The organism is Mesorhizobium sp. M1328 (assembly GCF_040318075.1).
Lineage (GTDB): Bacteria > Pseudomonadota > Alphaproteobacteria > Rhizobiales > Rhizobiaceae > Mesorhizobium.
Genome location: NZ_JAMYLO010000003.1, coordinates 483,573 through 509,000 on the forward strand (window position 1 = coordinate 483,573; position 25,428 = coordinate 509,000).

Sequence of the window (25,428 nt, forward strand, 5' to 3'; positions counted from 1 at the left end):
CGCCGCGCCAGCGGGGCTCTTCCTCTGGACCGCGCGGCATCGATCGAATGCCATATCCTGTGACAGAGTCGAGATGCCGGAGATATCCATCGTCATTCCTTGCCGGAACGAGGCGGCGAACCTGCCGCTTCTGCTCGACGAGATCGGCACTGCCTTGGCCGGGCGGGACTTCGAGGTCATTGTCGTCGACGACGGCTCGACAGACGATACGCCTTCGGTGCTTGCCGCAGAAGCAGCGCTTCGCCGGTTTCCGCTGCGCCATCTCAGGCATGAAAAATCCGCCGGCCAGTCGCTCTCGGTGCGCTCGGGTGCCTGGGCGGCGCGCGGCGATATCGTCGCCACCATCGACGGCGACGGCCAGAACGACCCCGGCTACATCCCAGTATTGATCGACGCGTTGCGGCAGGCTGGTCCCGACGTCGGGGCGGCGCAGGGACAGCGTCTGAAGCGCCGCGACAGCAAGATCAAGCAGCTGGCGTCGCGTTTCGCCAACGGGCTGAGAAAAGCCATCCTGCACGACGAGACGCGGGATACCGGCTGCGGCCTCAAGGCGATCCACACCGACATTTTGCGGAAATTGCCGTTCTTCGACGGCACCCACCGCTTTGTTCCGGCGCTGGTCATCCAGGAGGGCTACCGCGTCGTCCATTGCGACGTCGTCGACCGTTCCCGCCGTTACGGCAAATCGAATTACGGCATCTTCGATCGCGGCCTTCAGGGCGTGCTCGATCTTGCCGGCGTCTGGTGGCTGCGCCGCAGGCGCCGCAGAATGCCCAAAGTAGAGGAAATCAGGCATGGGTAACGTGCTTCAGGAATTGGCGACCTGGCTTCACGATGTTTTCGTCAAGCAATTCGATGCCTGGGTTCTGCTCGGCTTCGTCGCCCAGTTCTTCTTCACCATGCGTTTTCTGGTGCAGTGGGTGGCGTCGGAAAAGGCCAAGCGCAGCGTCGTGCCGATCGCGTTCTGGTTCTTTTCGCTGTTCGGCGGCGGCCTGCTGCTGGTCTACGCCATCCAGCGCCAGGATCCAGTGTTCATCGCCGGCCAGGCCATGGGCCTGTTGATCTATATCCGCAATCTCTGGCTGATCGCCAACGAGCGCAAGGCGGCGATGACCAAGGTCGATTGAGCCCGCCACCGGCCTGAAACCGGTCGAGCAAGCAATCCAGATTACTTGCCGTCCAGCCCGCCGTAGGACCTTACCAGCTGGACCATGTCGGCCGAGTTGGCAGTCTCGCTCTCGAGCCCCTCGGCGACACCGACGCGGTCGGCGGCCGGGCGGTTCTGGCTGACTTTCCATTTGCCGCTGATTTCGGTGATTTCGATTTCCAGGCCGACGATGCCCTTGATCTGCGACTGGATGAACGGTGCCGGCGCGTCGGTCACCGCCCATGGCGCCGAGCGGCTGCCCTCCTGCGACATCGTCAGATCGGAAATCTGCTCGGCCAGCCAATCCTGGTCTTCGATCACCGTGACGATGCCGCGCACCTGGACGATGGCGTAGTTCCAGGTCGGTACCACCTTGCCGGTTTCACGCTTGGTCTCGTACCAGGACGGCGTCACATAGGCATCGGCGCCCTGGAAGACGACCAGCACCGGCGCCAGGGGATTGTCGGCCAAAAGCCGCCATTGCGGATTGGCCTTGGCCAAATGGGCGCGCAGCCTGCCGTTCGGTGGCACATCGGGGGCAAGCAGGAAGGGAATCGCGTTGGCGACCGGCCCCTCGGCGCCGTTCGACACCAGCAGGCCAAGCGGATGCGCCCGGATCAGCCCGTGCAGGACCTCCTGCCGTGTTTCCTGGAAGTGAGGTGGTTGGTACATCGCCGATTATCTCAGCCGCTTCGGCCGTGGGTCGGAAAGTTCTCCGGCCAGCCGGCGATCGAGATAGTCCGCGCATTCCTCGATCAGAAGCTCGGCATGGTTGGCAAAGAAATGGTTGGCGCCGGGCAAGGTCTTCTGGGTGATGGTAATGCCCTTTTGCGTGTGCAGCTTGTCGACCAGCCCCTGCACGTCCTTGGGCGGCGCGACCTTGTCGGCATCGCCATGGATGATCAGGCCGGACGACGGGCATGGCGCCAGGAACGAGAAATCATAGGTATTGGGCTGCGGCGCGACCGAGATGAAGCCCTCGATCTCGGGCCGGCGCATCAGAAGCTGCATGCCGATCCACGAGCCGAACGAATAGCCGGCAACCCAGCAGCTCTTGGAATCCGGATGCAGCGACTGCACCCAGTCGAGCGCCGCGGCGGCGTCGGACAACTCGCCGGTGCCGTGGTCGAACTCGCCCTGGCTGCGGCCGATGCCGCGGAAATTGAAGCGCAGCGTGGTGAAATTGCGCTTCTGGAACATGTAGAAGAGGTCGTAGACGATCTTGTTGTTCATCGTCCCGCCGAACTGGGGGTGCGGGTGCAGGACGATGGCAATCGGCGCGCTCTTTTCCTTCGAGGGCTGATAGCGACCCTCCAGGCGGCCGGCCGGACCGGTGAAAATGACCTCAGGCATGAAATACTCCACTTGGCATAAATTGCGCGGCGCCCGGAACAACTTTCCCTAGGCCTTGACGCAGGGCGAGCGTCTTTCTAGAAGCTAGTTTAGAATTGTTCAAAACTGGGCGGCCAAAAACTGTGGCTCGGCCACCCGCGCCGCAAGCCGCGTAAATAGGACGTCTTGCCTTGCAATTTCAAGGAAATAACGCGCTATCTTCGCGGAACGGCTTTTGAAGGGACCAGTTGGACGGAAATGGCCGGAGCACGCGCCTATCTCGACTACAACGCCAGCGCGCCGCTGCTTACCTCGGCGCGCGCGGCCGTAATCGCTGCGCTTGACGTCGTCGCCAACCCGTCCTCGGTCCATGCCGAGGGCCGCGCGGCGCGGCGGCTGATCGAAGACGCCAGGCGCGACGTGGCGCGACTGGTCAGCGCCAAAGCCGAGCATGTCGTGTTCACCTCCGGCGCGACGGAAGCGGCCTCGACGCTGCTGACGCCGGACTGGCAGATGGGGCGCGGCGCCGTCCGCATGAGCCGGCTTTACGTGTCCGAGGCTGACCATCCCTGCCTGCTGAATGGCGGGCGCTTCCCTGCGGCGCAGGTGACGCGGATCGGCGTCGACGCCGACGGCATCGTCAGGTTCGACGCCCTGGCGGCAGCGCTCGGTGCGCATGACAAGGCCGACGGTTTGCCGCTGGTAGCGATCCACGCCGCCAACAACGAGACCGGCGTGATCCAGCCGATTGGCCGCATTGCCGAAATCGTCAAGGCGGCGGGTGGCATCCTGGTTGTCGATGCGGTGCAGGCGGCCGGCCGCATTCCGCTCGATATGTCAGCGGGTTACGCAGACTATTTGATTCTCTCGTCGCACAAGATCGGCGGTCCCAAGGGCGTCGGCGCCATTGTCGCGGCGTCAGACCTGATGATGCCAAAACCGCTGGTCAGTGGCGGTGGCCAGGAAAAAGGCCATCGCGGCGGCACCGAAAACCTGGCGGCGATTGCCGGGTTTGGCGCGGCCGCTAGCGAGGCGTCTGGCGGGTTGCAAACGATCGATGCGGTGCGGCAGCGTCGCGACGAAATCGAGGCGATCGTGAAAACGCTTGTTCCGGACGCCGAAATCTTCGGGACCGGCGCGCCAAGGCTTGCCAATACGACATTCTTCGCTATTGCCGGCATCAAGGCCGAGACGGCGCAGATTGCCTTCGACCTGGCCGGCGTGGCGCTGTCGGCCGGATCGGCCTGTTCGTCGGGCAAAGTCGGGCCGAGCCGCGTGCTGAAAGCCATGGGTTACGGCGACGGCTTTGGCGCGTTGCGCGTGTCCATCGGCCACGCGACCAGCGCTGAAGATATCGAGCTGTTTCGTTCGGCGCTGGCGACGATCGTCGCGCGGCGGGCAAACAGGGAAAAGGCCGCCTGAGCGCGGCAACGGAACATTTGGGCCTTGCGGCCTGGTAGAGCCGTGCGTTCGAATTTGGCCGGGTGAATTTCCGGCATGAACGCACTATATGAAACTTACGCCGCCTCGGATGCCCAAGGGTGCTCGCTTGCGGTGCCATAGTTTGAAAACTGCCGGGCCTTGACCCCGGCGTGGATGGAGAACGCTGATGCCTGCTGTGCAGGAGACGATCGATCGGGTCCGAAAGATCGACGTCGACCAGTATAAATACGGATTCCAGACCGAAATCGCGATGGACAAGGCCCCAAAGGGCCTGAGCGAAGACATTATCCGCTTCATTTCGGCGAAGAAGGACGAGCCGTCCTGGATGCTGGAATGGCGTCTGGAAGCCTATCGGCGCTGGGTGACGCTGGACGAGCCGAAGTGGGCACGCGTCCATTATCCGAAGATCGATTTCCAGGACCTCTACTACTATGCGGCGCCCAAGAGCACGCCGGGACCGACCTCGCTGAGCGACGTCGATCCCGAACTGTTGAGGGTCTACGAAAAGCTCGGTATCCCGCTGAGGGAACAGGAAATCCTCGCTGGCGTACAGAAGACCGATGCGTCGGAACTCGAGGAACCCAGCGACAATGTCTATAAATCCGGCCGCGTTGCGGTCGATGCCGTGTTCGATTCGGTGTCCGTCGTCACCACCTTCAAGAAGGAGCTGGCGCAGGCCGGCGTCATCTTCTGCTCGATCTCGGAAGCCATCCGCGAGCATCCGGAACTGGTGAAGAAGTATCTCGGTTCGGTCGTGCCGACCTCCGACAATTTCTACGCCACGCTGAATTCGGCGGTGTTCACCGACGGCTCCTTCGTCTTCGTGCCGAAGGGCGTGCGATGCCCGATGGAATTGTCGACTTATTTCCGCATGAACGAGAAGAACACCGGCCAGTTCGAGCGCACGCTGATCATCGCCGAGGAGGGGGCCTATGTCTCCTATCTCGAAGGCTGCACGGCGCCGCAGCGCGACGAGAACCAGCTTCACGCCGCGGTGGTCGAACTGATCGCGCTCGACGATGCCGAGATCAAATACTCGACGGTGCAGAACTGGTACCCCGGCGACGCCGAGGGCAAGGGCGGCATCTACAATTTCGTCACCAAGCGCGGCGACTGCCGCGGCCATCGTTCGAAGATTTCGTGGACGCAGGTCGAGACCGGCTCGGCTATCACCTGGAAATATCCGAGCTGCATCCTGCGCGGCGACGATTCCAGCGGCGAGTTCTATTCGATCGCCGTCTCGAACGGCTACCAGCAGGTCGATAGCGGCACCAAGATGATCCATCTCGGCAAGAACACGTCGAGCCGCATCATCTCCAAGGGCATTGCCGCCGGCTTCTCGCAGAACACCTATCGCGGCCAGGTCTCGGCACACCGCAAGGCGACCAACGCCCGCAACTTCACCAACTGCGACTCCCTGCTGATCGGCGACCAATGCGGCGCACACACTGTGCCCTACATGGAAGCCAAGAATTCGACGGCGCAGTTCGAGCACGAAGCCACCACCTCGAAGATTTCCGAGGACCAAAAATTCTACGTCATGCAGCGCGGCATTCCGGAAGAAGAGGCGATCGCGCTGATCGTCAACGGCTTCGTCAAGGACGTCATCCAGCAACTGCCGATGGAGTTCGCGGTCGAGGCGCAGAAGCTGATCGGGATTAGCCTCGAGGGCTCGGTCGGCTGACCGATAAAGAACTTTCAGGAAAGAATAAGAATGCTTGAAATCAGAAACCTCCATGCCCGCATCGTCGATGACGGCACCGAGATCATTCGCGGCCTGAACCTCACGGTCAGGGCCGGCGAGGTCGCCGCCATCATGGGGCCGAACGGCTCGGGAAAGTCGACGCTGTCCTACATCCTTGCCGGGCGCGAGGATTATGAGGTCACCGAGGGCGACATCCTCTACAACGGCCAGTCGATCCTCGAAATGGATCCGGCCGAGCGCGCAACCGCCGGCATCTTCCTCGCCTTCCAGTATCCGATGGAGATACCGGGGGTGGCGACGATGGAATTCCTGAAAGTGGCGATGAACGAGCAGCGCAAGGCGCGCGGCGAAGAACCGCTGAAGATCCCGGAATTCCTGAAGCGGGTGAAGGATGCCGCCGGCTCGCTGAACATGGACATGGCGATGCTGAAGCGGCCGCTCAATGTCGGCTTTTCCGGCGGCGAGAAGAAGCGCGCCGAGATCCTGCAGATGAAGCTGCTTGAGCCGAAACTCTGCGTCCTCGACGAGACCGATTCCGGCCTCGATATCGATGCGCTGAAGATCGTCGCGGACGGCGTCAACACGCTGCGCTCGCCGGACCGGGCCATCGTCGTCATCACCCACTACCAGCGCCTGCTCCAATACATCGTGCCTGATACGGTGCACGTGCTCTACAGAGGCCAGGTGATCAAGTCGGGCGACAAGTCGCTGGCGCTCGACCTCGAGGCCAATGGCTATGCCGGTGTGATCGGGCAAGCCGCGTGAGATGCCAGCAGGCCCGGAAGGCAAGCCAAACAAGGCGATACTGATGAATATGCACACGACACCCCAGCGAACATTGGCCGAAACGGCGCTGATCGACGCCTTCGGCGAGCGGCTGTCGCTGCTGCCCGGCGACGGCGCGGTGATGCTGAAGCGCGACGACGCCATCGAGGCGATCAAGGGCGGCCTGCCGACGCGGCGCATCGAATCCTGGCATTACACAGACCTGCGCCGGCTGCTGACCTCGGTGCCGGACTTCGATCCGGCAGCGGTCGCGAAAGCCATTGCGCCGATCGTCGAAGGCTCCAGCGTTTTGCCGGTGCTGAACGGCGTTTCGAGTACGAAACTGCCCGATATCGAAGGCGTTGCCGTGCAGCGCCTGTCGGAAAAGCTGACCGACGGCAGCATCGCCCCCGGGCTGGATTCCTATGGCAGCGACGATGCCATCGGCGCGCTGAACACTGCCTTTGTCGCCGACGGCTATTTCGTCGATATCGCTGACGGTACCCAACTGAAAAAGCCGCTCGAACTGCAGAATTTGCAGGCCGGTGGACAGACGCATGTACGCTTGGCCGTCCGTGTCGGTGCCGGCGCCAGGGCTGTCGTCGTCGAACGCCAGGCAGGCGAGGGGGCGGCGCTGGTCAGTTCGGTCAGCCAGCTTGTGCTTGGCGAGGGCGCCGAAGTGACATGGCTGGTCGTGCAGGAGCAGCCGGATACGGCAACGCATCTCGCTCAGTTCAAGGCGCATCTCGGTAAGAATTCGAAACTGACGCTGTTCGTGATGAATGCCGGCGGCAAGCTGGTCCGCCAGGAGGTCGTTGTGAAGACGACCGGCGAGGGCGCCGAATTCACGCTGCGTGGTATCAATCTGCTCGCCGGCGACACCCATACCGACGTCACCATGGTGCTTGACCACGCCGTGCCGCATACCGCCTCGACCGAAGTCATCCGCAACGTGGTGACCGGCAGCGCGCGCGGCGTCTTCCAGGGCCGCATCAACGTCCACCAATATGCGCAGAAGACCAACGCCAAGATGGCCTGCAACACGCTGCTTTTGTCGGACGACGGCGAGTTCTCGACCAAGCCGGAGCTCGAAATCTTTGCCGACGACGTCATCTGCGGCCATGGCGCGACCGTCACCGAGATCGACCACAGCCATCTGTTTTACCTGATGGCGCGCGGCATCGACGAGAAGACTGCGCGCGGCCTGCTGGTCAAGGCCTTCGTCGCCGAGGTGATCGAGGAACTGGATGACGAGGCCATCGTCGAGGCGCTGGAAGCACGGCTCGACAACTGGTTCGTGGCGCACGGGTAGGTGGCTGAGGGGTGCTGGACGGAATGAGGCGGTGCCTCGAGAGAGCTTGTGATGGACCAGAAAGTCGAAAACATCCCCTATGACGTCGAGGCGATCCGCCGCGACTTCCCGATCCTGTCGCGGCAAGTCTACGGAAAACCGCTGGTCTATCTCGACAATGGCGCCTCGGCGCAGAAGCCGCAGGCCGTGCTCGACGCTATCCAGCACGCCTATTCCCAGGAATATGCCAACGTCCATCGCGGCCTGCATTTCCTGTCGAATGCCGCGACCGACGCTTATGAGAAGGCTCGCGAGACGGTGCGCCGTTTCCTCAACGCGCCAAGCACCGACAACATCGTCTTCACCTCGAACACCACGGCGGCGATCAACACGGTCGCCTACGGCTTCGGCATGCCCAATATCGGCGAAGGCGACGAGATCGTGCTCTCGATCATGGAGCACCACTCCAACATCGTGCCGTGGCATTTCATCCGCGAGCGGCAGGGCGCCAAGCTGGTATGGGTGCCGGTCGACGATCTCGGCGTCTTCCACATCGAGGAATTCGAAAAGCGGCTGACAGACCGGACAAAGCTGGTCGCCATCACCCATATGTCGAATGCGCTGGGCACGGTGACGCCGATCAAGGAGATCGTGCGCATTGCGCACGCGCGCGGCATTCCGGTGCTGGTCGACGGCAGCCAGAGCGCCGTGCATATGCCGATCGACGTGCAGGATCTCGACTGCGATTTCTTCGTCTTCACCGGCCACAAGGTCTATGGCCCGTCGGGCATCGGCGTGCTCTACGGCAAGAAGGGTATTCTGGAGCGCATGCGCCCGTTCATGGGCGGCGGCGAGATGATCGAGGAGGTGACGCAAGACATCGTCACCTATAACGATCCGCCGCACCGTTTCGAGGCCGGCACGCCGCCGATCGTCCAGGCGATCGGGCTTGGTGCTGCGCTGGAATACATGGAAAAGATCGGCCGCGAGCGCATCGCCGCTCATGAGGCCGATCTGAAGGATTATGCGCATCAAAAACTGCGCGCCATCAATTCACTGCGCATCTTCGGCGATGCGCCGGGCAAGGGCGCCATCATCTCGTTCGAGCTGCAGGGCATCCACGCCCATGACGTGTCGATGGTCATCGACCGGCAGGGCGTGGCGGTCCGCGCCGGCACGCATTGCGCCCAGCCGCTGTTGAAACGCTTCGGCGTAACATCCACATGCAGGGCGTCGTTCGGCATGTACAATACCAGGGCCGAAGTCGATGCTTTGGCCGATGCGCTGGAAAAGGCGCGAAAGTTCTTCGGGTGACGATCATGGACGATGCCAGCCACACCGCCGAGACCGCTTCGGAAACGATGACCAATGCGGCGGTTTCCGGATCAACGATTCCCGCCGACGAACTGGCGCGGCTGACCGACGACATCGTCTCGGCGCTGAAGACGGTCTACGACCCGGAAATCCCGGCCGACATCTACGAACTCGGCCTCGTCTACAAGATCGACATCGAGGACGACCGCTCGGTCAAGATCGACATGACGCTGACCGCGCCGGGCTGCCCGGTGGCCGGCGAAATGCCGGGCTGGGTCGAAAACGCCGTCGGCGCCGTCGAGGGCGTCTCCGGCGTCGAGGTCAACATGACCTTCGACCCGCCCTGGTCGCCCGACCGCATGTCGGAAGAGGCGCAGGTGGCGGTGGGGTGGTATTAACATACGACCAGCCAGAGGCTGGCGCACTTGCGCCGGGTACAAAACTTCACCATTTTAGGTGAGGAATCATTCGGCAGGCCTTGAACCTGCGCGCAATGGAGAAGGAAAAAATGGGACGCTTCGCCGTCATCACGATGACCGAAAAGGCCGCCGACCGGGTGCGCGAGATCGTCGCGACCCGTGAGAATGCGCATGGCATTCGCCTTGGCATCAAGAAGGGCGGCTGCGCCGGCATGGAATATACGGTCGATCTGGTGACCGAACCCAACACCAAGGACGACCATATCGAGCGCGATGGCGCCCACGTCTATGTCGCGCCGGAGGCAGCACTTTTCCTGTTCGGCACCGAGATGGACTTCGAGCAGACGACGTTGCGCACCGGCTTCACCTTTCGCAACCCGAACCAGAGCTCGGCCTGCGGCTGCGGCGAATCGGTCGAGTTGAAGCCGGCCGACCTGAAGGCACTGGCCGAGGCACGCGCTTCCGCCTGAGGCTTTTCCTTCGCCGTCCCCGGCGGCAATCGCATACGGGAGCCCCCTCATCCGGCCCTTCGGGCCACCTTCTCCCCTCGGGGAGAGGTCGGATTGCCCCGAATTGCCCTTCGCAATTCGGTTGGCAATCCGGGTGAGGGGGCGCTTGCCCATACGCGATAGCGAACGGGGAGAAGAAACGCTAATCCACCCACATCCCCGTTCGCTTGTGCCAGTCTGCGATTGACTCCTCCGGGTAGACATCGAAAACCTTATCGCCCTTGCCGATGTCCGGCTCGACCCAATTCGCCTTGTATTTCAGCATCAGATGCACCTTCTCCGGCGGCTTCGGCAGGTCCGTGTCGATCGCCGAGGCGAAGGGATGCACCAGCTCCGGCCAGGTCGGGTCGTAGAGCCAGAGTGCCGTCCCGCATTTCGTGCAGAAGTTCCGCTCGCCCGTCGAGGTTTCGCGGTGCGGGTGCTCGTCGTCCTCGATCTCGGCCCGGTAGACGCCGAGATGGCGCTTGCCCTGGATTTTCAACGTCTCGTAATCGGCGCCGAGATTGATGGCAAAACCGCCACCGCCCTGCTGCTTGCGGCAGATCGAGCAGTAGCACAGCATGAACGGCACCGGCGTGTGGCTTTCCACCTCGAAACGCACGGCATTACACCGGCAGGACCCTTTGAGCAGAAGCGGCATGAGAAACTCCGACGAAATTGATTCTGAACTTGTCAGGATGGTTCCGGTTGCGTCGATGACAAGGGGAAATCCGGGTGACATGATCGACCCATGGACAATGAGCGCATAGAAGAGCTTTTCGAAGGCCTCGGCCCGGTCAGCATCCGCAAGCTGTTCGGCGGCAAGGGCATCTATTTCGACGGCGTCATCGTCGCCATCGTCATCCGTGGCGAACTGATGCTGAAGGCAGACGCCGAAAGCGCACCGGATTTCGAAGCGGCCGGCTGCCGGCAATGGACCTATACCGGCTCGCGCCACGGCAAGCTCGTGTCGATGCCCTATTGGAGCGTTCCCGACAGCGCTTTCGACGATCCCGACGAGATGGCGATCTGGGCGCGCCGGGCCTACGAGGCAGGACGGCGCGCCGGCAAATAGGCTGCGCCATGCTTCGGCAGTTCCGGGCCGCATTTCACGCCAGTTCGCGCGCCTCGGGCACGAGCGCCAGCGCCTCGGCAAAGCCAGCGCTGGTGAAGGCGGCGCTCTCGATGGCGAGCATAGCGGCGGCAACGCCTTCACGCAAAGCTTCGCGCAGTGTCAGGCCGCGTAGCAGGGCGGCGACCGTGGCGCCGGCCAGCGCGTCCCCGGCGCCGGTGGCATCGGTCCGCTTTTGTAGCGGCGGTGGCGAGATCGAGAACGCGCCCAATTCGCCGAAACCGAGCACCGGTCCGTCGCCGGCGGTGATCACGCCGCTCTTCAGGCCGGCGCGTCTCAGGCCGTCGACGATACCTTGATCGCCAGCATCGATGTCGGCGCCGGCGAGCACGCCGGCCTCGTGCCGGTTCATGAAGGCCATCGCCAGAAGGTCAAGCACCGGCGTCAGCCGCGCCGCTTTGCTGGGCGAGACTGCAAGCGCAAACACCGGCTTGCCGGCGGCGAGTGCCGCCAGCCGCTCCAGCGCGGAAGACGGCAGGTTGGCATCGCACAACACCGCGTCGGCCGAACCGATCGCTTCCCGCACCTTGGCGCGGCGGATCTGCTTGGGAAGCGCCAGCTCGTAGAGCACCAAGTCGGCAAGGCCGGCGATCAGCCGGCCGTCGCTATCGATCAGGATCGTATGGCTTGGCGTTGCCCGGTCGAGGAACACCGCCGACAGGTCGACAATGCCGGCCTCGGTGACGGCGCGTAAAACCGTGTCGCCAAGGGCATCGCCGCCGCGCACCGATAGCAACGAGGCCGAGACGCCGCGCCGCATCGCCCAGCGCAAGGCGTTGAAGACGGCGCCACCAACATGCTCGTGCATCGTGCCGGGGTTCAAGGCGGCTGGCACGAAGGCGCCGGCAACCCGGCCGCGCCGCTCGATATAGGCGCCGCCCACGGCCAGGATCGTCGGGGATTTCATCATGCCGGCAAAATGCCCTTAGCTGTTGCCCGGGAGGAGACTAGGTCGCCGGGCGGAACCCTGCAATCGCGGGTCCGATTCGGATGGTGACGGCAACGGCGCAGCATGCGAGGCGGGATATATCCGGAAGCAAAATTGCGAAACAAAAATAGAACAAATATGGATATCCATTATTTTTCAAGCCCTTGGTGCTCATTGACAAATGAGAACAAATGAGGTACATTCTTTTAAGGGATTGCGGGATTGTCCGGCCTCCATTGACGACCACGGGGTGATGTATCATGGCTCAGAATTCTTTGCGGCTTGTAGAGGACAAAGCGGTGGACAAATCAAAGGCTCTGGATGCGGCGCTGTCGCAAATCGAGCGTGCCTTCGGCAAGGGCTCGATCATGCGGCTCGGCGCGAACGAGCAGGTTGTCGAGATCGAAACGGTGCCGACCGGCTCGCTTGGGCTGGATATCGCGCTTGGCGTCGGCGGCCTGCCGCGCGGCCGCATCGTCGAGATCTACGGGCCGGAAAGCTCGGGCAAGACGACGCTGGCGCTGCACACAGTGGCCGAAGCCCAGAAGAAGGGCGGCATCTGCGCCTTCGTCGATGCCGAGCATGCGCTCGACCCGGTCTATGCCCGCAAGCTCGGCGTCGATCTTGAAAACCTGCTGATCTCGCAGCCCGATACCGGCGAGCAGGCGCTGGAGATCTGCGACACGCTGGTGCGCTCCGGCGCCATCGACGTGCTGGTGGTCGATTCGGTGGCGGCGCTGACGCCGCGGGCGGAAATCGAAGGCGAGATGGGCGATTCGCTGCCCGGCCTGCAGGCCCGCCTGATGAGCCAGGCGCTGCGCAAGCTCACCGCCTCGATCTCGCGCTCCAACACCATGGTCATCTTCATCAACCAGATCCGCATGAAGATCGGCGTCATGTTCGGGTCGCCCGAGACGACGACCGGCGGCAATGCGCTGAAATTCTATGCTTCGGTCCGCCTCGACATCCGGCGCATCGGCTCGGTCAAGGATCGCGACGAGGTCGTCGGCAACCAGACCCGCGTCAAGGTCGTCAAGAACAAGCTGGCGCCGCCCTTCAAGGTGGTCGAGTTCGACATCATGTATGGCGAGGGCGTCTCCAAGACCGGCGAGCTGGTCGATCTCGGCGTCAAGGCGGGCGTGGTCGAAAAGTCGGGCGCCTGGTTCTCCTACAATTCGCAGCGTCTCGGCCAGGGCCGCGAAAACGCAAAACTGTTCCTGCGCGACAATCCCGACACGGCGCGCGAGATCGAGCTGGCGCTGAGGCAGAATGCCGGGCTGATCGCTGAGAAATTCCTTGAAAACGGCGGCTCCGAAAGCAGCGACGACGGTTTCGAGGACGACGCCGGGGCGATGTAGGGCAAGCGACGCCTCGCGGAGCGTCAGCCAGGTTTCGATTTGATGTTTTGATTTTGAGTTTGCGTAATCGATGCGTTTCGAACCGCCGGCCCCGTGCCGGCGGTTCGCGTTTGACGGCGAGTCAGACGCATTTCAAAGCGCTGGTGAAAGCCGGGATTTGAGCCCATTTGGTGTTTCTGGACAGGCTGCGGTGCGACCGCTAAAAGGCCATGTCTATTTTCCGCCGGCAGCCGGCGGTTCTCTCGAAAAGGCAGTATTCATGAGTGGCGTCAACGAGATCCGGTCGGCATTTCTCGACTATTTTCGCAAGGAAGGTCACGAGGTCGTCGCGTCGAGCCCACTGGTGCCGCGCAATGACCCGACGCTGATGTTCACCAATGCCGGCATGGTGCAGTTCAAGAACGTTTTCACCGGTCTGGAGAAGCGGCCCTATTCGCGCGCCACGACTGCCCAGAAGAGTGTTCGCGCCGGCGGCAAGCACAACGACCTCGACAATGTCGGCTACACTGCGCGCCACCTGACCTTCTTCGAGATGCTCGGCAACTTCTCCTTCGGCGACTATTTCAAGGAGCGGGCCATAGAGCTTGCCTGGAACCTGATCACCAGGGAGTTCGGCCTGAAGAAGGACAAACTGCTGGTCACAGTCTACCACACCGACGACGAGGCGGCCTCGTATTGGAAGAAGATCGCCGGCTTTTCCGACGATCGCATCATCCGCATCGCGACTTCGGACAATTTCTGGGCAATGGGCGACACCGGACCTTGCGGGCCGTGTTCGGAGATATTCATCGACCGTGGCGAGCATATCTGGGGCGGCCCTCCCGGCAGCCCCGAGGAGGATGGCGACCGTTTCCTCGAATTCTGGAACCTGGTGTTCATGCAGTATGAACAGGTGACGAAGGACGAGCGCGTCGACCTGCCGCGTCCGTCGATCGACACAGGCATGGGCCTCGAGCGCATGGCCTCCATCCTGCAAGGGGTTGAAAGCGTCTTCGAAACCGACCTGTTCCGCCACCTGATCGACGCTGCGTCGTCGGCGCTTGGCAAAGGTCCGGATGCGGACACCGTCGCATCGTTCCGCGTCATCGCCGACCATTTGCGTTCGTCCTGCTTCCTGGTGGCCGACGGCGTGCTGCCATCCAACGAAGGCCGCGGCTACGTGCTTCGTCGCATCATGCGCCGCGCCATGCGCCATGCGCAGTTGCTCGGCGCCCGCGATCCGCTGATGTGGCGCGTGGTGCCGGCGCTGGTCCGCGAGATGGGCCAAGCCTACCCGGAACTGGTGCGCGGCGAACAGATGATCACCGAGACGCTGAAGCTTGAGGAAACCCGTTTCCGCAAGACGCTGGTGCGCGGCTTGGGCTTGCTTTCGGAGGCGACGGAAAGGCTGGCCTCCGGCGACATGCTGGATGGCGAGACAGCGTTCAAGCTCTACGACACCTACGGCTTTCCGCTCGATCTGACGCAGGACGCGCTGCGCCAGCGCAACATCTCGGTCAACCTTGCCGGCTTCACCGAGGCAATGGAGCGGCAGAAGGCGGAGGCGCGCAAAAGCTGGGCTGGTTCCGGTGAAGCCGCAACCGAGACGGTGTGGTTCGCGGTGCGCGACAAGACCGGCGCCACCGAATTCCTGGGTTATGAGACCGAGCAGGCGGAAGGCCTCATCCAGGCGCTGGTCAGGTACGGCAAGACCGTCGACAGCGCCGGCAAAGGTGACGCCGTTGCCGTGGTTGTCAACCAGACGCCGTTCTATGGCGAATCCGGTGGCCAGATGGGCGATACCGGCGTCATTTCAGGCGACGGGTTCTCGATCGAGATATCCGATACCCAAAAGAAGGCCGATGGGCTTTTCGTCCATCTCGGCAAGGTGGCCAACGGCACCGTCAAGACGGGCGCGACCGTCGAGCTGAAGGTAGACCACGCGCGCCGCTCCGGGCTGCGCGCGAACCATTCCGCCACGCATCTGATCCATGAGGCGCTGCGCGAGGTGCTGGGTACCCATGTCGCGCAGAAGGGCTCGCTGGTCGCGCCCGAGCGTCTGCGCTTCGACATCTCCCACAACAAACCGATCTCGCCGGACGAGCTCGAAGAGGTCGAGCGCATGGCAAACGAGATCGTCGTTCAGAACGGCCCAGTGACCACGCGGCTGATGTCCGTCGACGACGCCATCGCCGAAGGCGCCATGGCGCTGTTTGGCGAGAAATATGGCGATGAAGTGCGCGTCGTTTCGATGGGCACGGGCTTGCATGGCGCCAAGGCCAACCGGCCTTATTCGGTCGAACTATGCGGCGGCACCCATGTCAGGGCGACCGGCGATATCGGTCTGGTGCGCATCGTGTCCGACAGTGCGGTCGCTGCCGGCGTGCGCCGCATCGAGGCGTTGACCGGCGAAGCCGCCAGAAAGCATCTCGACGAACAGGACAAGCGGCTGAAGGCAGCCGCTGCCGCGCTGAAGATTTCGCCGGCCGATGTGCCGGCCCGCGTCGAGGCGCTGCTCGACGAGCGCAAGAAGCTCGAAAAGGAGCTGACCGAGGCGCGCAAGAAGCTGGCGCTCGGCGATCGCTCGCCTGCCGGTGTGCCTGCGGAAAACGAAACCATTGCCGGTGTCGGCTTTCTCGGCAAGGCGGTATCGGGCATCTCGCCAAAGGATTTGAAGCCGCTGGCCGATGCCGGCAAGAAGTCGCTCGGCTCCGGCGTCGTCGTCTTTGTCGGCGCCGGCGAGGACAACAAGGCGAGCGTCGTCGTCGCCGTCACCGATGATCTGACCGGCCGCTTCAGCGCCATCGATCTGGTGCGCGTCGCGTCCGCGGCATTGGGCGGGCAGGGCGGCGGCGGGCGACCCGATATGGCTCAGGCCGGCGGCCCGGACGGCTCGAAGGCCGAAGACGCGATCGCTGCGGTGAAAGCGGCTCTCGAAGCGGCGTGAACCTGCACCGGGGGCGGCACGGCCTAAATGGCGCGCCGCCCAGCGGATATCTTTGAGGGCCGATATGCCGACGCTGACGATGTATCAGGTCGATGCCTTTGCCGAACGGGCCTTCCAGGGCAACCCTGCCGCCGTTCTCCTTCTGGAGGAGTGGCTGTCGGAGGAGGTAATGCAGGCCATTGCCAACGAAAACAATCTTGCTGAAACGGCGTTCGTGCGGCCGAATGGCAAAGGTTGGGATTTGCGCTGGTTCACGCCGGTCCATGAAGTCGACTTTTGCGGCCATGCCACTCTTGCGGCCGCCCATGTGCTGACTACGGAATACAATGGTCAGGGCGAAATGGCCTTCGCCACCCGGGTGGGCGAACTGCGGGTTTCCCGGCGGGAAGAGACCTATCAGCTCGATCTGCCGTGTTTTCCGCCGCAGCCCATCGAGGAAGAGCTGAACTCGGCGTTGCAAGCGATATTGCCTCAGCGGCCGGTTGCGAGCTTCCGCAATTTCGAGAACCTGTTTGTCGAGCTTGCCGACGAGACAACCGTGCGATCTTTTGTTCCCGATCTGCTCAGGATCGGAACCTTTCATCCTCTCGGCCTGGTCATTACCGCGGCTGGGCGAGCCCACGATTTCGTCTCGCGTTATTTCGTGCCCTGGGCGGGCATTCCCGAGGATCCGGTAACCGGCTCCATTCATGCGACGCTGGTGCCTTATTGGTCTGAAAAACTCGCCAAGACGCGTCTGTCGGCATTCCAATGCTCGCAGCGCGGCGGGCATTTGCAATGCGAACTGGCCGGAGATCGCGTGCTGATCACAGGCCGTGCGAAGACCTTCATGAAGGCGGAGATTTACCTTCCCGAATGAGCGGTATTTCGCAGTGGGTCGCCTTCGGCGAAGCTGTCGATCTCCCCCCTTGCGGGGGAGATGCCCGGCAGGGCAGAGGGGGGTGCTGTCCCTCCGACTTGCCAGCCCAATCGGAGCCATGTTCTCAGGCCGTTCCCAGTTGGAAAGGATCAGTCGAAGGTTGGCGATCCTTCACACCCCCCTCTGTCCTGCCGGACGTCTCCCCGCAAGGGGGGAGATTGGATGTCACTTCGGCTTTCGCTAATCACCAGAGGGCCTGTTGCCGAACGCTTGTCTCCTCATTCTGCCTTTTCGGTCTTCGCAAAACTCTCGCGTCCGGCGATGCGCGCATACCAATCCCGAATATCGGCAAACTCGGCCAGCAGTTTTCGCCCCTCGGCCACCTTGACGAAATAGCCGATGATTGGCGCGGCGTGCAGGTCGGCCAGCGTCAGGTCCGTCCCCAACAGCCAAAGCCCTTCGGCTTTCAGCGAAGACAGCGCCTGCAATGCCGTTCTCGCCTGCCTCAACCCGTTGGCGATCACGGCTTCGTCGGGCGGCGTTTTTTCCAGCCGCTCGACGGCGACATCCCAGACCATGGCCTTGTAGGCGTAGGCGTCGAGCATGCCGGTGATCTGGTTCATGCGTGCTCGAGGCCGGGCTTCGACCGGCTGCAGCGCCGGGCCGTCAAAGGCTTCGTCGACATAACGGGCAATCGCGCCGGTCTCGTAGAGGCGAAAGCCATCATGCTCGAAGGCCGGGATGCGGCCGAACGGCTGGTGCTCGAAGTACCAGCCGGGAATGCCGTCCGCGGCAAAGATGTCGACGGGCACCAGCTCGTAGCCGACGCCCTTTTCCTCGAGCACCAGCCGCACGATGCGCACATAGACGCTGTAGTCCGCACCGTAGACGACGGGCTTGCCCATGTCGCAGGCTCAGGCCATCGCCTTCTGCAAATTCTCGTCGATCTTGTCGAGGAAGCCGGTGGTCGAAAGCCAGGGCTGGTCGGGGCCGATCAGCAGCGACAGGTCCTTGGTCATGAAGCCGGACTCGACCGTCTGGATGCAGACCTTTTCCAGGGTCTCGGCAAAGCGCTTCAGTTCGGCATTGTCGTCGAGCTTGGCGCGGTGCGCGAGGCCGCGCGTCCAGGCGAAGATCGAGGCGATCGAATTGGTCGAGGTCTCCTCGCCCTTCTGGTGCTGGCGATAGTGGCGGGTGACGGTGCCGTGCGCGGCTTCCGCCTCGACGGTCTTGCCGTCCGGCGTCATAAGCACCGAGGTCATCAGGCCGAGCGAGCCGAAGCCTTGCGCCACCGTGTCGGACTGCACGTCGCCGTCATAATTCTTGCAAGCCCAGACATATCCACCCGACCATTTCAGGCTGGAGGCCACCATGTCGTCGATCAGCCGGTGCTCGTACCAGAGCTTCTTCGCTTTGAATTCTGCTTCGAACTCCGCCTCGTAGACCTCCTGGAAGATGTCCTTGAAGCGGCCGTCATAGGCCTTGAGGATCGTGTTCTTGGTCGAGAGGTAGACGGGGTAATTACGCAGCAGGCCGTAGTTCAGCGAGGCGCGGGCGAATTCGCGGATCGACTCGTCGAGATTGTACATGGCCATGGCGACGCCGGCGCCGGGTGCGTCGAACACATCGTGCTCGATCACCTGGCCATCCTCGCCGACGAATTTGATCGTCAGCTTGCCCTTGCCGGGAAAGCGGAAGTCGGTGGCGCGGTACTGGTCGCCGAAGGCGTGGCGGCCGACGATGATCGGCTTGGTCCAGCCGGGCACCAGCCGCGGCACGTTCTTCATGATGATCGGCTCGCGAAAGATGGTGCCGCCGAGGATGTTGCGGATGGTGCCGTTCGGCGACTTCCACATCTTCTTCAGCTTGAATTCCTCGACGCGCTGCTCGTCGGGCGTGATCGTCGCGCATTTCACGCCGACGCCGTATTTCTTGATGGCGTTGGCCGAATCGATGGTCACCTGGTCGTTGGTGGCGTCGCGGTGCTCGATGCCGAGGTCGTAATATTCGAGCTTGAGGTCGAGATAAGGGTGGATCAGCTTGTCCTTGATGAACTGCCAGATGATGCGGGTCATCTCGTCGCCGTCGAGTTCGACGACCGGGTTCGCCACCTTGATCTTCGCCATGGAAAGAATGCCTCGCTTTTGGGGAACGGAACGGCCTTGCCCGCACGGCTGCCGGCCCTGGGATGCGGCCCGTATATCAAAGGCTTTTTGGCCGCGCAAACGGCGAACCGCTCCGCAGGGACTGCATTCCTTGCGAAAGCTTCATTTTCGCCGCCGAATGTGGCAGGGGACTGCGAAATGCCGCAAACAGCAGTTCGTTGACAATCATGACCGCCACCCAGGATCCCGACAACCCTCTTGCCTCCGGAACTCCTGCGTCCGGACCGGCGATCATCCTGGTCGAGCCGCAGCTCGGCGAGAATATCGGCATGGTTGCACGCGCCATGGCCAATTTCGGCCTTGCCGAGCTGCGGCTCGTCAATCCGCGCGACGGCTGGCCGAGCGAGAAGGCGCGTGCCGCCGCAAGCCGCGCCGACCACGTCATCGATGCCGTCGTGGTGTTCGATGACCTCGCCTCGGCAGTCGGCGATTTGAACTTCGTCTTCGCCACCACGGCGCGCGCGCGCGACAATTTCAAGCCGGTGCGCGGTCCGGTCGAGGCGGGCAGGACGCTGCGGGCGCGGCAGCGGGCCGGCCAGCGCACCGGCATCCTGTTCGGCCGCGAGCGCTTCGGCCTCTATAATGACGAGGTCGGCCTCGCCGACGAGATCGTCACCTTCCCAGTCGATCCAGCCTTCTCCTCGCTCAACATCGCCCAGGCGGCCCTGCTGATGTCCTATGAATGGATGAAGTCCGGCCTGGAAGACGAGACCAGGACCAACTTCTCCGGCCCCGAAATGCTGCCGGCTGCCAAGGAAGAATTGCACGGCCTGTTTGCGTATCTGGAAGGTGCACTGGAGGCGCGCGGCTATTTCCGCCCGGCAGCGAAGAAGCCGAAGATGGTCGACAATTTGCGCGCCGTGCTGACCCGCCCCGGCTTTGCCGAGCCGGAGCTCAAGGTGCTGCGCGGAATAATATCATCGCTGGACAGGTTCTCGCCGGCCATGCCGCGCGGCGACGGATCGCCCGGCGACGATCCAAGGCGGCTTCCGGCAGCGGCGGCACGCGCCGGCAAGGCGAAAGACAAAGACTAGGCTTGCGAATGCAGCTGTCTTACCAGTAACCGAATTTTATTTGGTTTGATCCATGGTTTTCAAAACGATGGATCCTCGGATGTTTAGCTCGGATATCGGTCGTCTTCGCTTTTTCTTCTATTCCGTGGCTCTGCTGGTTGCGGAAATCGTGACCTTTGTGCTGTGCGTCGTGCTGACCATCGGCATCGAGGGTTTGGCCAATTCGAAGCCGGGACCTTCCAGGGAAGGGCTGGCCGCGGCCGTTCTCGTTACCTCGCTGGTGATCGTTCTGTTCCGCGCGAATTTCGCCTGGCGTCGAAGCCGCGACGCGCAAGGGTCGGGTTGGATCCTTTGGTCGTATATCGTGTTCTCGACCCTGTTTGCGATTCTGCAGGCCGGCACTGTTCTTGTCGTAAAATTCGACGGCGAAGATTCGCATTCCAGCCTTAACCTGCTGGGACTCGCTCTCGTCGGGCTGTGGGCCGTCATCTTGGCGGCCAAGCCGGCGGGCGGTGGCTCTTCGGATATGGCGTCATCCCTGAGTTTCGACGATTTCGACCCGCCCGGGCCGCTGCGCGGTACCGCGGCGCCCCATTCAGGGTCAGCCGCCGGCGTGACGGCCCTGGCTCCGCCCTACGCCATGCGCGCCGCACCGGTGCCGTCGAACCGCCCTGCATCTCAACCTGCATCTCCGGCAACCGGCCGGCCGCGGGCCGGCGGCTTCGGCAAGCGGGGCCTTGTGTAACCGGCTCGCCGCATCAAGGCCACGATGGTTCCACATAGAAGCGGCCGGGATAATGCATCATTGGCCGAAGCAAAATGCATGGGCCGGCCTTCTCTCGTGATCTCGTTTGTGATTCCCAGTCCTTAGTGATTCCCAGCCCCTAGTGACTCAATGACAATGACCAATCCATCGAGCGCCCGTCCGATCCTGATGTTCGATTCCGGCATTGGCGGCCTCACCGTGCTGCGTGAGGCGCGCGTCCTGATGCCTGACCGCCGCTTCATCTATGTCGCCGACGACGCGGCGTTCCCCTTCGGCGCCTGGGAGGAGCCGGCGCTGAGAACACATATCCTGGAGTTGTTCGCCAGGCTGCTCGACCGGTTTTCGCCGGCCATTTCGGTCATCGCCTGTAACACCGCCTCGACACTGGTCATCGATGCCTTGCGCGAGAGGTTTCCCGGCCACCCTTTCGTCGGCACCGTGCCGGCCATCAAGCCGGCGGCGGAACGCACGCGCTCAGGCCTGGTTTCGGTGCTGGCGACGCCCGGCACCGTCAAGCGCCAGTACACGCGCGATCTGATCAGCAAATGGGCGCAGAAATGCCATGTCCGCCTGGTCGGCAGCGACAGGCTGGCTGGATTGGCCGAAGCCTATATGCGCGATGGTTTTGTCGACGAGGAGGCCGTGCGCGCCGAGATCGCGCCGTGCTTCGTCGAGCATGACGGGCTACGCACCGACATCGTCGTGCTTGCCTGCACTCATTATCCTTTTTTGGCCAACCGCATGCGCAAGACAGCACCTTGGCCGGTCGACTGGCTCGACCCGGCCGAGGCGATCGCACGCCGGGCGCTGTCGCTGCTTGCCGATACCGAGGCTGGCTATCGCAGAGAGGCACTGCCGGAAGGCGCCGACCTTGCATTCTTCACCTCGAACAGCGCCGATTTTCCGACGCGCCGGCTGATGCAGGGATTTGGCCTGGCCATATCCTGACCGCAGGCAATTGTCGCTTTGGGAACATCGCACCAGACAATGCGTTTTCCTCTCATCGGAAACGGGAGAAACCATCATGCCAGCCACCTCAAAAGCCCAGCAGAAAGCGGCCGGCGCGGCATTGTCAGCCAAGCGCGGCGAGACCAAGAAGGGCGCGCTCAAAGGCGCGTCGAAGGGAATGTATAAATCCATGAGCGAAAAACAGCTCGAGGAATTCGCCGAGACCAAGCGCAAGGGCCTGCCGGAAAAGAAGTCGAAACACTGATCGACTGACCATTCTGGCGGCGGATGCCGGTCAATAAAAGGCCCGCGGCTGAGCCGCGGGCCATGAAGTCTCAACGGGCGAGGGCGAAAAATTACCAGTTCCAGCCCCAGCCGCAGCGCCGCACTTTGTAACGGATGACCTTGCGATAACCGTGGCGCCACACCACCTTCTTCTTGACAACGATGCGGCAGACCTGGTGATGTCTGTGCCCATGCCAATGCCGGGCCTGCGCCGGCTCGGGCGCGACCGCCATCGTGCCGGCCATCACCGCGGCTCCTACCAACGTAAGGAAGAACTTCTTCATGCGAATTCCAGCTCCTCTGACTTCAGTCCCTTCCTGATGCCGCTGGCGCAACCTGCCGCCACATCCGGCACGTTCTACAACCATAACACTATCCGGTTCGGCGATTCGCGCCAGCCGGAAGCTTGACAGCGGTTAAATCTCCGTTTAACCAGCCCACCAACACCGGGCCGCAATGCCCGGTGGTTTTCTTTATGTGTGCAAGACGTTTGGGAAGCCGGTTTTACTTTCCTTGTGTCTTGTTTGAAATGACGTGTCCCGTGGGTTTTCCGTCGCGTTGCGTGGAAAACCCTGTCAGGTCTCGAAAACGGAGGCCAGAGGAGGGCGCGTTTCCTTCACCCGGACCATGAGGTTCCGGGTGTGTTGTTTTGAAAGGGAATGCGATGAGCAAGCGCGAATCCGCGAAGTACAAGATCGACCGCCGTCTTGGCGAAAACATCTGGGGCCGCCCGAAGTCCCCGGTCAACAAGCGTGAATACGGCCCCGGCCAGCATGGCCAGCGCCGCAAGGGCAAGCTTTCCGATTTCGGCCTACAGCTGCGCGCCAAGCAGAAGCTGAAGGGCCACTATGGCGACGTTTCGGAGAAGCAGTTCCGCAAGGTCTATGAAGAGGCGGACCGCCGCAAGGGCGACACCTCGGAGAACCTGATCGGCCTGCTCGAATCGCGTCTCGACGCGGTCGTCTATCGCGCCAAGTTCGTGCCGACGATCTTTGCGGCGCGCCAGTTCGTCAATCACGGCCACGTCAACGTCAACGGCAAGCGCGTCAACATCGGCTCGTACCGCTGCAAGCCGGGCGACGTCATCGAAGTGCGCGAGAAATCGAAGCAGCTGGTCATCGTGCTGGAATCGGTGGGCCTGGCCGAGCGCGATGTGCCCGATTACATCGAGGCCGACCACAACAAGATGACCGCGGCCTTCACGCGCATCCCCGGCCTGGCGGACGTTCCGTTTGCCGTGCAGATGGAACCTAACCTGGTCGTCGAATTCTATTCGCGCTGATCGGCGCGTTTCGTCGCGATACAACCGAAGGCCGCCCGTCCAGGCGGCCTTTTCTTTTTTCGTTCCTTTTCGGCGGCGTGATTCCGAAATCGATTTCGATCTTCGGTCCGATGCGCTACTGCGGGCGGCAACAGGACTTTAGGGCCGACGCGCCGTGAACATGCAGCCAGACGCCGAAACGCTTGAACCGGTCGCCGATGCCAAAGGCGGCTTTCATCCGCTGTTTGCCGATGTGCCGTCCTCCGTCGAGTTCAACAAGCTGCGCAAACGGCTGTTGCGGCTTGCACGCCAGGCGATCGACGATTTCTCCATGGTGAGGCCCGGCGACCGTTGGCTGGTCGCTCTGTCGGGCGGCAAGGATTCCTACGGCTTGCTTGCCGTGCTGCTTGATCTCAAATGGCGCGGGCTGCTGCCGGTCGAGCTGTTGGCCTGCAATCTCGACCAGGGCCAGCCGAACTTTCCCAAGCACATATTGCCCGACTATCTCGACAGCCATGCCATTCCGCATCGCATCGAATATCAGGACACCTATTCGGTGGTCACCGACAAGCTGCCCGAAGGCAGCACCTATTGCTCGCTGTGCTCGCGGCTGCGGCGCGGCCATCTCTATCGCATTGCCCGCGAGGAGGGCTGCTCGGCGCTGGTGCTCGGCCACCACCGCGAGGACATACTGGAAACCTTCTTCATGAACCTATTCCATGGCGGGCGCCTCGCCGCCATGCCGCCGAAGCTGCTCAACGACGAAGGCGATGTCATGGTGCTGCGGCCGCTCGCCTATTGCGCGGAAGCCGATCTCGAGAAATTCGCCGGCGCCATGAAGTTCCCGATCATTCCGTGCGATCTGTGCGGTAGCCAGGAAGGCCTGCAGCGCAACGTCATGAAGGCGATGCTGGACGACATCGAGAAACGCATGCCCGGCCGCAAGGATACGATGATCCGCGCCATGAGCAATGTGCGGCGCTCGCATCTGCTCGACAGGACGCTGTTCGATTTCGCCGCCCTCAACGAAACCCTCACCACCAGGCGTCCCGATGACATTTGACGATAGCGCGATCGACTGGCTTGCCGACCTTCTGTCGGACGCCGCCGTCGCCGAGATCATGCCGCGCTTTCGCCGGTTGAGTGAGGGCGACGTCCGTCGCAAGACCTCGGCCGCCGATCTTGTGACCGAGGCCGACGTGAATGCCGAACGGCTCATCACCGCCAGGCTGCGCCAGCGTTATCCCCACGCAATGATTGTCGGCGAGGAGGCCTGCTCCGACGACCCGACGCTGCTCGACGGTCTTGGCGATGCTGAACTCGCCTTCGTCATCGACCCGGTCGACGGCACCTTCAACTTCGCCTCCGGCGTGCCGCTGTTCGGCGTCATGCTTGGCGTCGTGGTCAAGGGCGAGACGGTCGCCGGCATCATCCACGATCCGGTCGGCAAGGACTGGCTGATCGGCGTTCGCGGCGCCGGCAGCCATATCCGCCATGCCCATGGCAATCTGGAAAAGGTTCATGTCGCCAAACCCGCGCCGATGTCGGAAATGACCGGTGCAGTCTCTTGGCACTATGTGCCCGAGCCGGACCGCTCACGTTTGGCGCGCAACCAGACCAAGTCGCTATCGCAGTTCAACTATCGCTGCGCCGCCCACGAATACCGCCTGCTGGCCAGCGGCCACGGCCATTTCGTCGTCTACAACAAGCTGATGCCCTGGGACCACCTGGCCGGCGTGCTGATCCATGCGGAGGCCGGCGGCCATGCCGCGCGCTTCGATGGCAGCGCCTATCTGCCATCGCATGTCGGAGGTGGCCTGCTGGTCGCGCCGGACCGGGAAAGCTGGCGAGAGCTGCGCCGCGAGCTCTGGGCGGAATAACTA

General features: G+C 62.7%; 27 protein-coding genes. 20 read left to right on the top strand and 7 right to left on the bottom strand.

The features are described 5' to 3' along the window. Window positions 1–73: 73 nt before the first annotated feature. Together NKH23_RS10935 and NKH23_RS10940 are read left to right on the top strand one after the other, a co-directional pair. Window positions 74–802, top strand: a complete 729-nt coding sequence (locus tag NKH23_RS10935; RefSeq protein ID WP_352977428.1) for a glycosyltransferase family 2 protein — start codon at window positions 74–76, stop codon at window positions 800–802. Next, a complete protein-coding gene (locus tag NKH23_RS10940) occupies window positions 795–1,127 on the top strand; it encodes a lipid-A-disaccharide synthase N-terminal domain-containing protein (protein WP_023717355.1) in 333 nt (110 codons plus the stop codon). Before NKH23_RS10935 ends, NKH23_RS10940 begins: the two co-directional genes overlap by 8 nt. Window positions 1,128–1,168: 41 nt before the next feature. Here the strand turns inward: NKH23_RS10940 and NKH23_RS10945 are convergent, their stop codons facing one another. After that, on the bottom strand, window positions 1,169–1,819 hold the full coding sequence (locus tag NKH23_RS10945; RefSeq protein WP_352977429.1) for an FMN-binding negative transcriptional regulator: 651 nt from the start codon (window positions 1,817–1,819) through the stop codon (window positions 1,169–1,171). Window positions 1,820–1,825: 6 nt separating this feature from the next. After that, window positions 1,826–2,500, bottom strand: a complete 675-nt coding sequence (locus NKH23_RS10950) for an alpha/beta hydrolase (RefSeq protein WP_023674683.1) — start codon at window positions 2,498–2,500, stop codon at window positions 1,826–1,828. A 237-nt stretch (window positions 2,501–2,737) separates the two neighbouring features. Between NKH23_RS10950 and NKH23_RS10955 the strand changes: the two genes are divergently transcribed. The 7 genes from NKH23_RS10955 to sufA all read left to right on the top strand — a co-directional run bounded on the left by NKH23_RS10955 (window position 2,738) and on the right by sufA (window position 9,886). Beyond that, complete coding sequence (locus tag NKH23_RS10955; protein ID WP_352977430.1) at window positions 2,738–3,901, top strand: cysteine desulfurase family protein; 1,164 nt, start codon at window positions 2,738–2,740, stop codon at window positions 3,899–3,901. Window positions 3,902–4,088: 187 nt separating this feature from the next. Continuing rightward, complete coding sequence (gene sufB, locus NKH23_RS10960; protein ID WP_352977431.1) at window positions 4,089–5,606, top strand: Fe-S cluster assembly protein SufB; 1,518 nt, start codon at window positions 4,089–4,091, stop codon at window positions 5,604–5,606. A 30-nt stretch (window positions 5,607–5,636) separates the two neighbouring features. Then, entirely contained in the window at window positions 5,637–6,392 is a 756-nt protein-coding gene (sufC, locus tag NKH23_RS10965) for a Fe-S cluster assembly ATPase SufC (protein ID WP_352977432.1), read from the top strand. Window positions 6,393–6,435: 43 nt separating this feature from the next. Beyond that, the gene (gene sufD / locus NKH23_RS10970) at window positions 6,436–7,704 is read left to right on the top strand and encodes a Fe-S cluster assembly protein SufD (RefSeq protein WP_352977433.1); all 1,269 of its coding nucleotides are present in this window, start codon (window positions 6,436–6,438) and stop codon (window positions 7,702–7,704) included. A 51-nt stretch (window positions 7,705–7,755) separates the two neighbouring features. After that, the gene (locus tag NKH23_RS10975; RefSeq protein ID WP_353025871.1) at window positions 7,756–8,997 is read left to right on the top strand and encodes a cysteine desulfurase; all 1,242 of its coding nucleotides are present in this window, start codon (window positions 7,756–7,758) and stop codon (window positions 8,995–8,997) included. A gap of 5 nt (window positions 8,998–9,002) precedes the next feature. Continuing rightward, window positions 9,003–9,395 carry an SUF system Fe-S cluster assembly protein gene (locus tag NKH23_RS10980; protein WP_352977436.1) on the top strand — a complete coding sequence of 131 codons (393 nt, stop codon included), beginning with the start codon at window positions 9,003–9,005 and terminating at the stop codon, window positions 9,393–9,395. 110 nt (window positions 9,396–9,505) lie between these two features. After that, window positions 9,506–9,886: a Fe-S cluster assembly scaffold SufA gene (gene sufA / locus NKH23_RS10985; RefSeq protein ID WP_006206001.1), complete on the top strand. Its 381-nt coding sequence runs from the start codon at window positions 9,506–9,508 to the stop codon at window positions 9,884–9,886. Window positions 9,887–10,067: 181 nt separating this feature from the next. Here sufA and NKH23_RS10990 read toward each other — a convergent pair whose 3' ends face one another. Further along, complete coding sequence (locus NKH23_RS10990) at window positions 10,068–10,565, bottom strand: GFA family protein (protein ID WP_352978867.1); 498 nt, start codon at window positions 10,563–10,565, stop codon at window positions 10,068–10,070. 90 nt (window positions 10,566–10,655) lie between these two features. Between NKH23_RS10990 and NKH23_RS10995 the strand changes: the two genes are divergently transcribed. Further along, window positions 10,656–10,979, top strand: coding sequence for a TfoX/Sxy family protein (locus NKH23_RS10995; protein ID WP_023717364.1), 324 nt, complete (start codon window positions 10,656–10,658; stop codon window positions 10,977–10,979). A gap of 34 nt (window positions 10,980–11,013) precedes the next feature. On the opposite strand, the gene NKH23_RS11000 is transcribed toward NKH23_RS10995, so the two are convergent. After that, a complete protein-coding gene (locus NKH23_RS11000) occupies window positions 11,014–11,946 on the bottom strand; it encodes a carbohydrate kinase family protein (protein ID WP_353025875.1) in 933 nt (310 codons plus the stop codon). Window positions 11,947–12,224: 278 nt separating this feature from the next. On the opposite strand from NKH23_RS11000, the gene recA reads away from it, so the two are divergent. From recA to NKH23_RS11015, 3 genes are all read left to right on the top strand, one after another. Further along, window positions 12,225–13,322: a recombinase RecA gene (recA, locus tag NKH23_RS11005; protein ID WP_023717366.1), complete on the top strand. Its 1,098-nt coding sequence runs from the start codon at window positions 12,225–12,227 to the stop codon at window positions 13,320–13,322. A 259-nt stretch (window positions 13,323–13,581) separates the two neighbouring features. Further along, window positions 13,582–16,248 carry an alanine--tRNA ligase gene (gene alaS / locus NKH23_RS11010; protein WP_353034662.1) on the top strand — a complete coding sequence of 889 codons (2,667 nt, stop codon included), beginning with the start codon at window positions 13,582–13,584 and terminating at the stop codon, window positions 16,246–16,248. A gap of 64 nt (window positions 16,249–16,312) precedes the next feature. Next, complete coding sequence (locus tag NKH23_RS11015; protein WP_352714714.1) at window positions 16,313–17,107, top strand: PhzF family phenazine biosynthesis protein; 795 nt, start codon at window positions 16,313–16,315, stop codon at window positions 17,105–17,107. Between the two features lie 278 nt (window positions 17,108–17,385). Here the strand turns inward: NKH23_RS11015 and NKH23_RS11020 are convergent, their stop codons facing one another. Then, window positions 17,386–18,012, bottom strand: coding sequence for a glutathione S-transferase family protein (locus NKH23_RS11020; protein WP_352910833.1), 627 nt, complete (start codon window positions 18,010–18,012; stop codon window positions 17,386–17,388). A gap of 9 nt (window positions 18,013–18,021) precedes the next feature. Continuing rightward, window positions 18,022–19,233: an NADP-dependent isocitrate dehydrogenase gene (locus tag NKH23_RS11025; RefSeq protein ID WP_096445278.1), complete on the bottom strand. Its 1,212-nt coding sequence runs from the start codon at window positions 19,231–19,233 to the stop codon at window positions 18,022–18,024. A gap of 206 nt (window positions 19,234–19,439) precedes the next feature. On the opposite strand from NKH23_RS11025, the gene NKH23_RS11030 reads away from it, so the two are divergent. The 4 genes from NKH23_RS11030 to NKH23_RS11045 all read left to right on the top strand — a co-directional run bounded on the left by NKH23_RS11030 (window position 19,440) and on the right by NKH23_RS11045 (window position 22,264). Beyond that, the gene (locus NKH23_RS11030) at window positions 19,440–20,306 is read left to right on the top strand and encodes an RNA methyltransferase (protein ID WP_352714712.1); all 867 of its coding nucleotides are present in this window, start codon (window positions 19,440–19,442) and stop codon (window positions 20,304–20,306) included. Window positions 20,307–20,385: 79 nt separating this feature from the next. Then, window positions 20,386–21,030 carry a DUF805 domain-containing protein gene (locus tag NKH23_RS11035; protein WP_352714711.1) on the top strand — a complete coding sequence of 215 codons (645 nt, stop codon included), beginning with the start codon at window positions 20,386–20,388 and terminating at the stop codon, window positions 21,028–21,030. Window positions 21,031–21,186: 156 nt separating this feature from the next. Next, window positions 21,187–21,999, top strand: a complete 813-nt coding sequence (gene murI, locus NKH23_RS11040) for a glutamate racemase (RefSeq protein ID WP_352910830.1) — start codon at window positions 21,187–21,189, stop codon at window positions 21,997–21,999. A gap of 76 nt (window positions 22,000–22,075) precedes the next feature. Beyond that, on the top strand, window positions 22,076–22,264 hold the full coding sequence (locus NKH23_RS11045; RefSeq protein WP_023674705.1) for a DUF3008 family protein: 189 nt from the start codon (window positions 22,076–22,078) through the stop codon (window positions 22,262–22,264). 91 nt (window positions 22,265–22,355) lie between these two features. Here NKH23_RS11045 and NKH23_RS11050 read toward each other — a convergent pair whose 3' ends face one another. After that, window positions 22,356–22,568 (bottom strand): hypothetical protein, encoded by a 213-nt coding sequence (locus tag NKH23_RS11050; protein WP_352714707.1) that lies wholly within the window; start codon window positions 22,566–22,568, stop codon window positions 22,356–22,358. 380 nt (window positions 22,569–22,948) lie between these two features. Here NKH23_RS11050 and rpsD point away from each other — a divergent pair, with 380 nt between their 5' ends. From rpsD to NKH23_RS11065, 3 genes are all read left to right on the top strand, one after another. Further along, entirely contained in the window at window positions 22,949–23,566 is a 618-nt protein-coding gene (gene rpsD, locus NKH23_RS11055; RefSeq protein ID WP_023717376.1) for a 30S ribosomal protein S4, read from the top strand. A 154-nt stretch (window positions 23,567–23,720) separates the two neighbouring features. Further along, on the top strand, window positions 23,721–24,608 hold the full coding sequence (gene ttcA / locus NKH23_RS11060; protein ID WP_352714705.1) for a tRNA 2-thiocytidine(32) synthetase TtcA: 888 nt from the start codon (window positions 23,721–23,723) through the stop codon (window positions 24,606–24,608). Then, window positions 24,598–25,425 carry an inositol monophosphatase family protein gene (locus NKH23_RS11065; RefSeq protein ID WP_352714704.1) on the top strand — a complete coding sequence of 276 codons (828 nt, stop codon included), beginning with the start codon at window positions 24,598–24,600 and terminating at the stop codon, window positions 25,423–25,425. Before ttcA ends, NKH23_RS11065 begins: the two co-directional genes overlap by 11 nt. The last annotated feature ends 3 nt before the right edge of the window (window positions 25,426–25,428 follow it).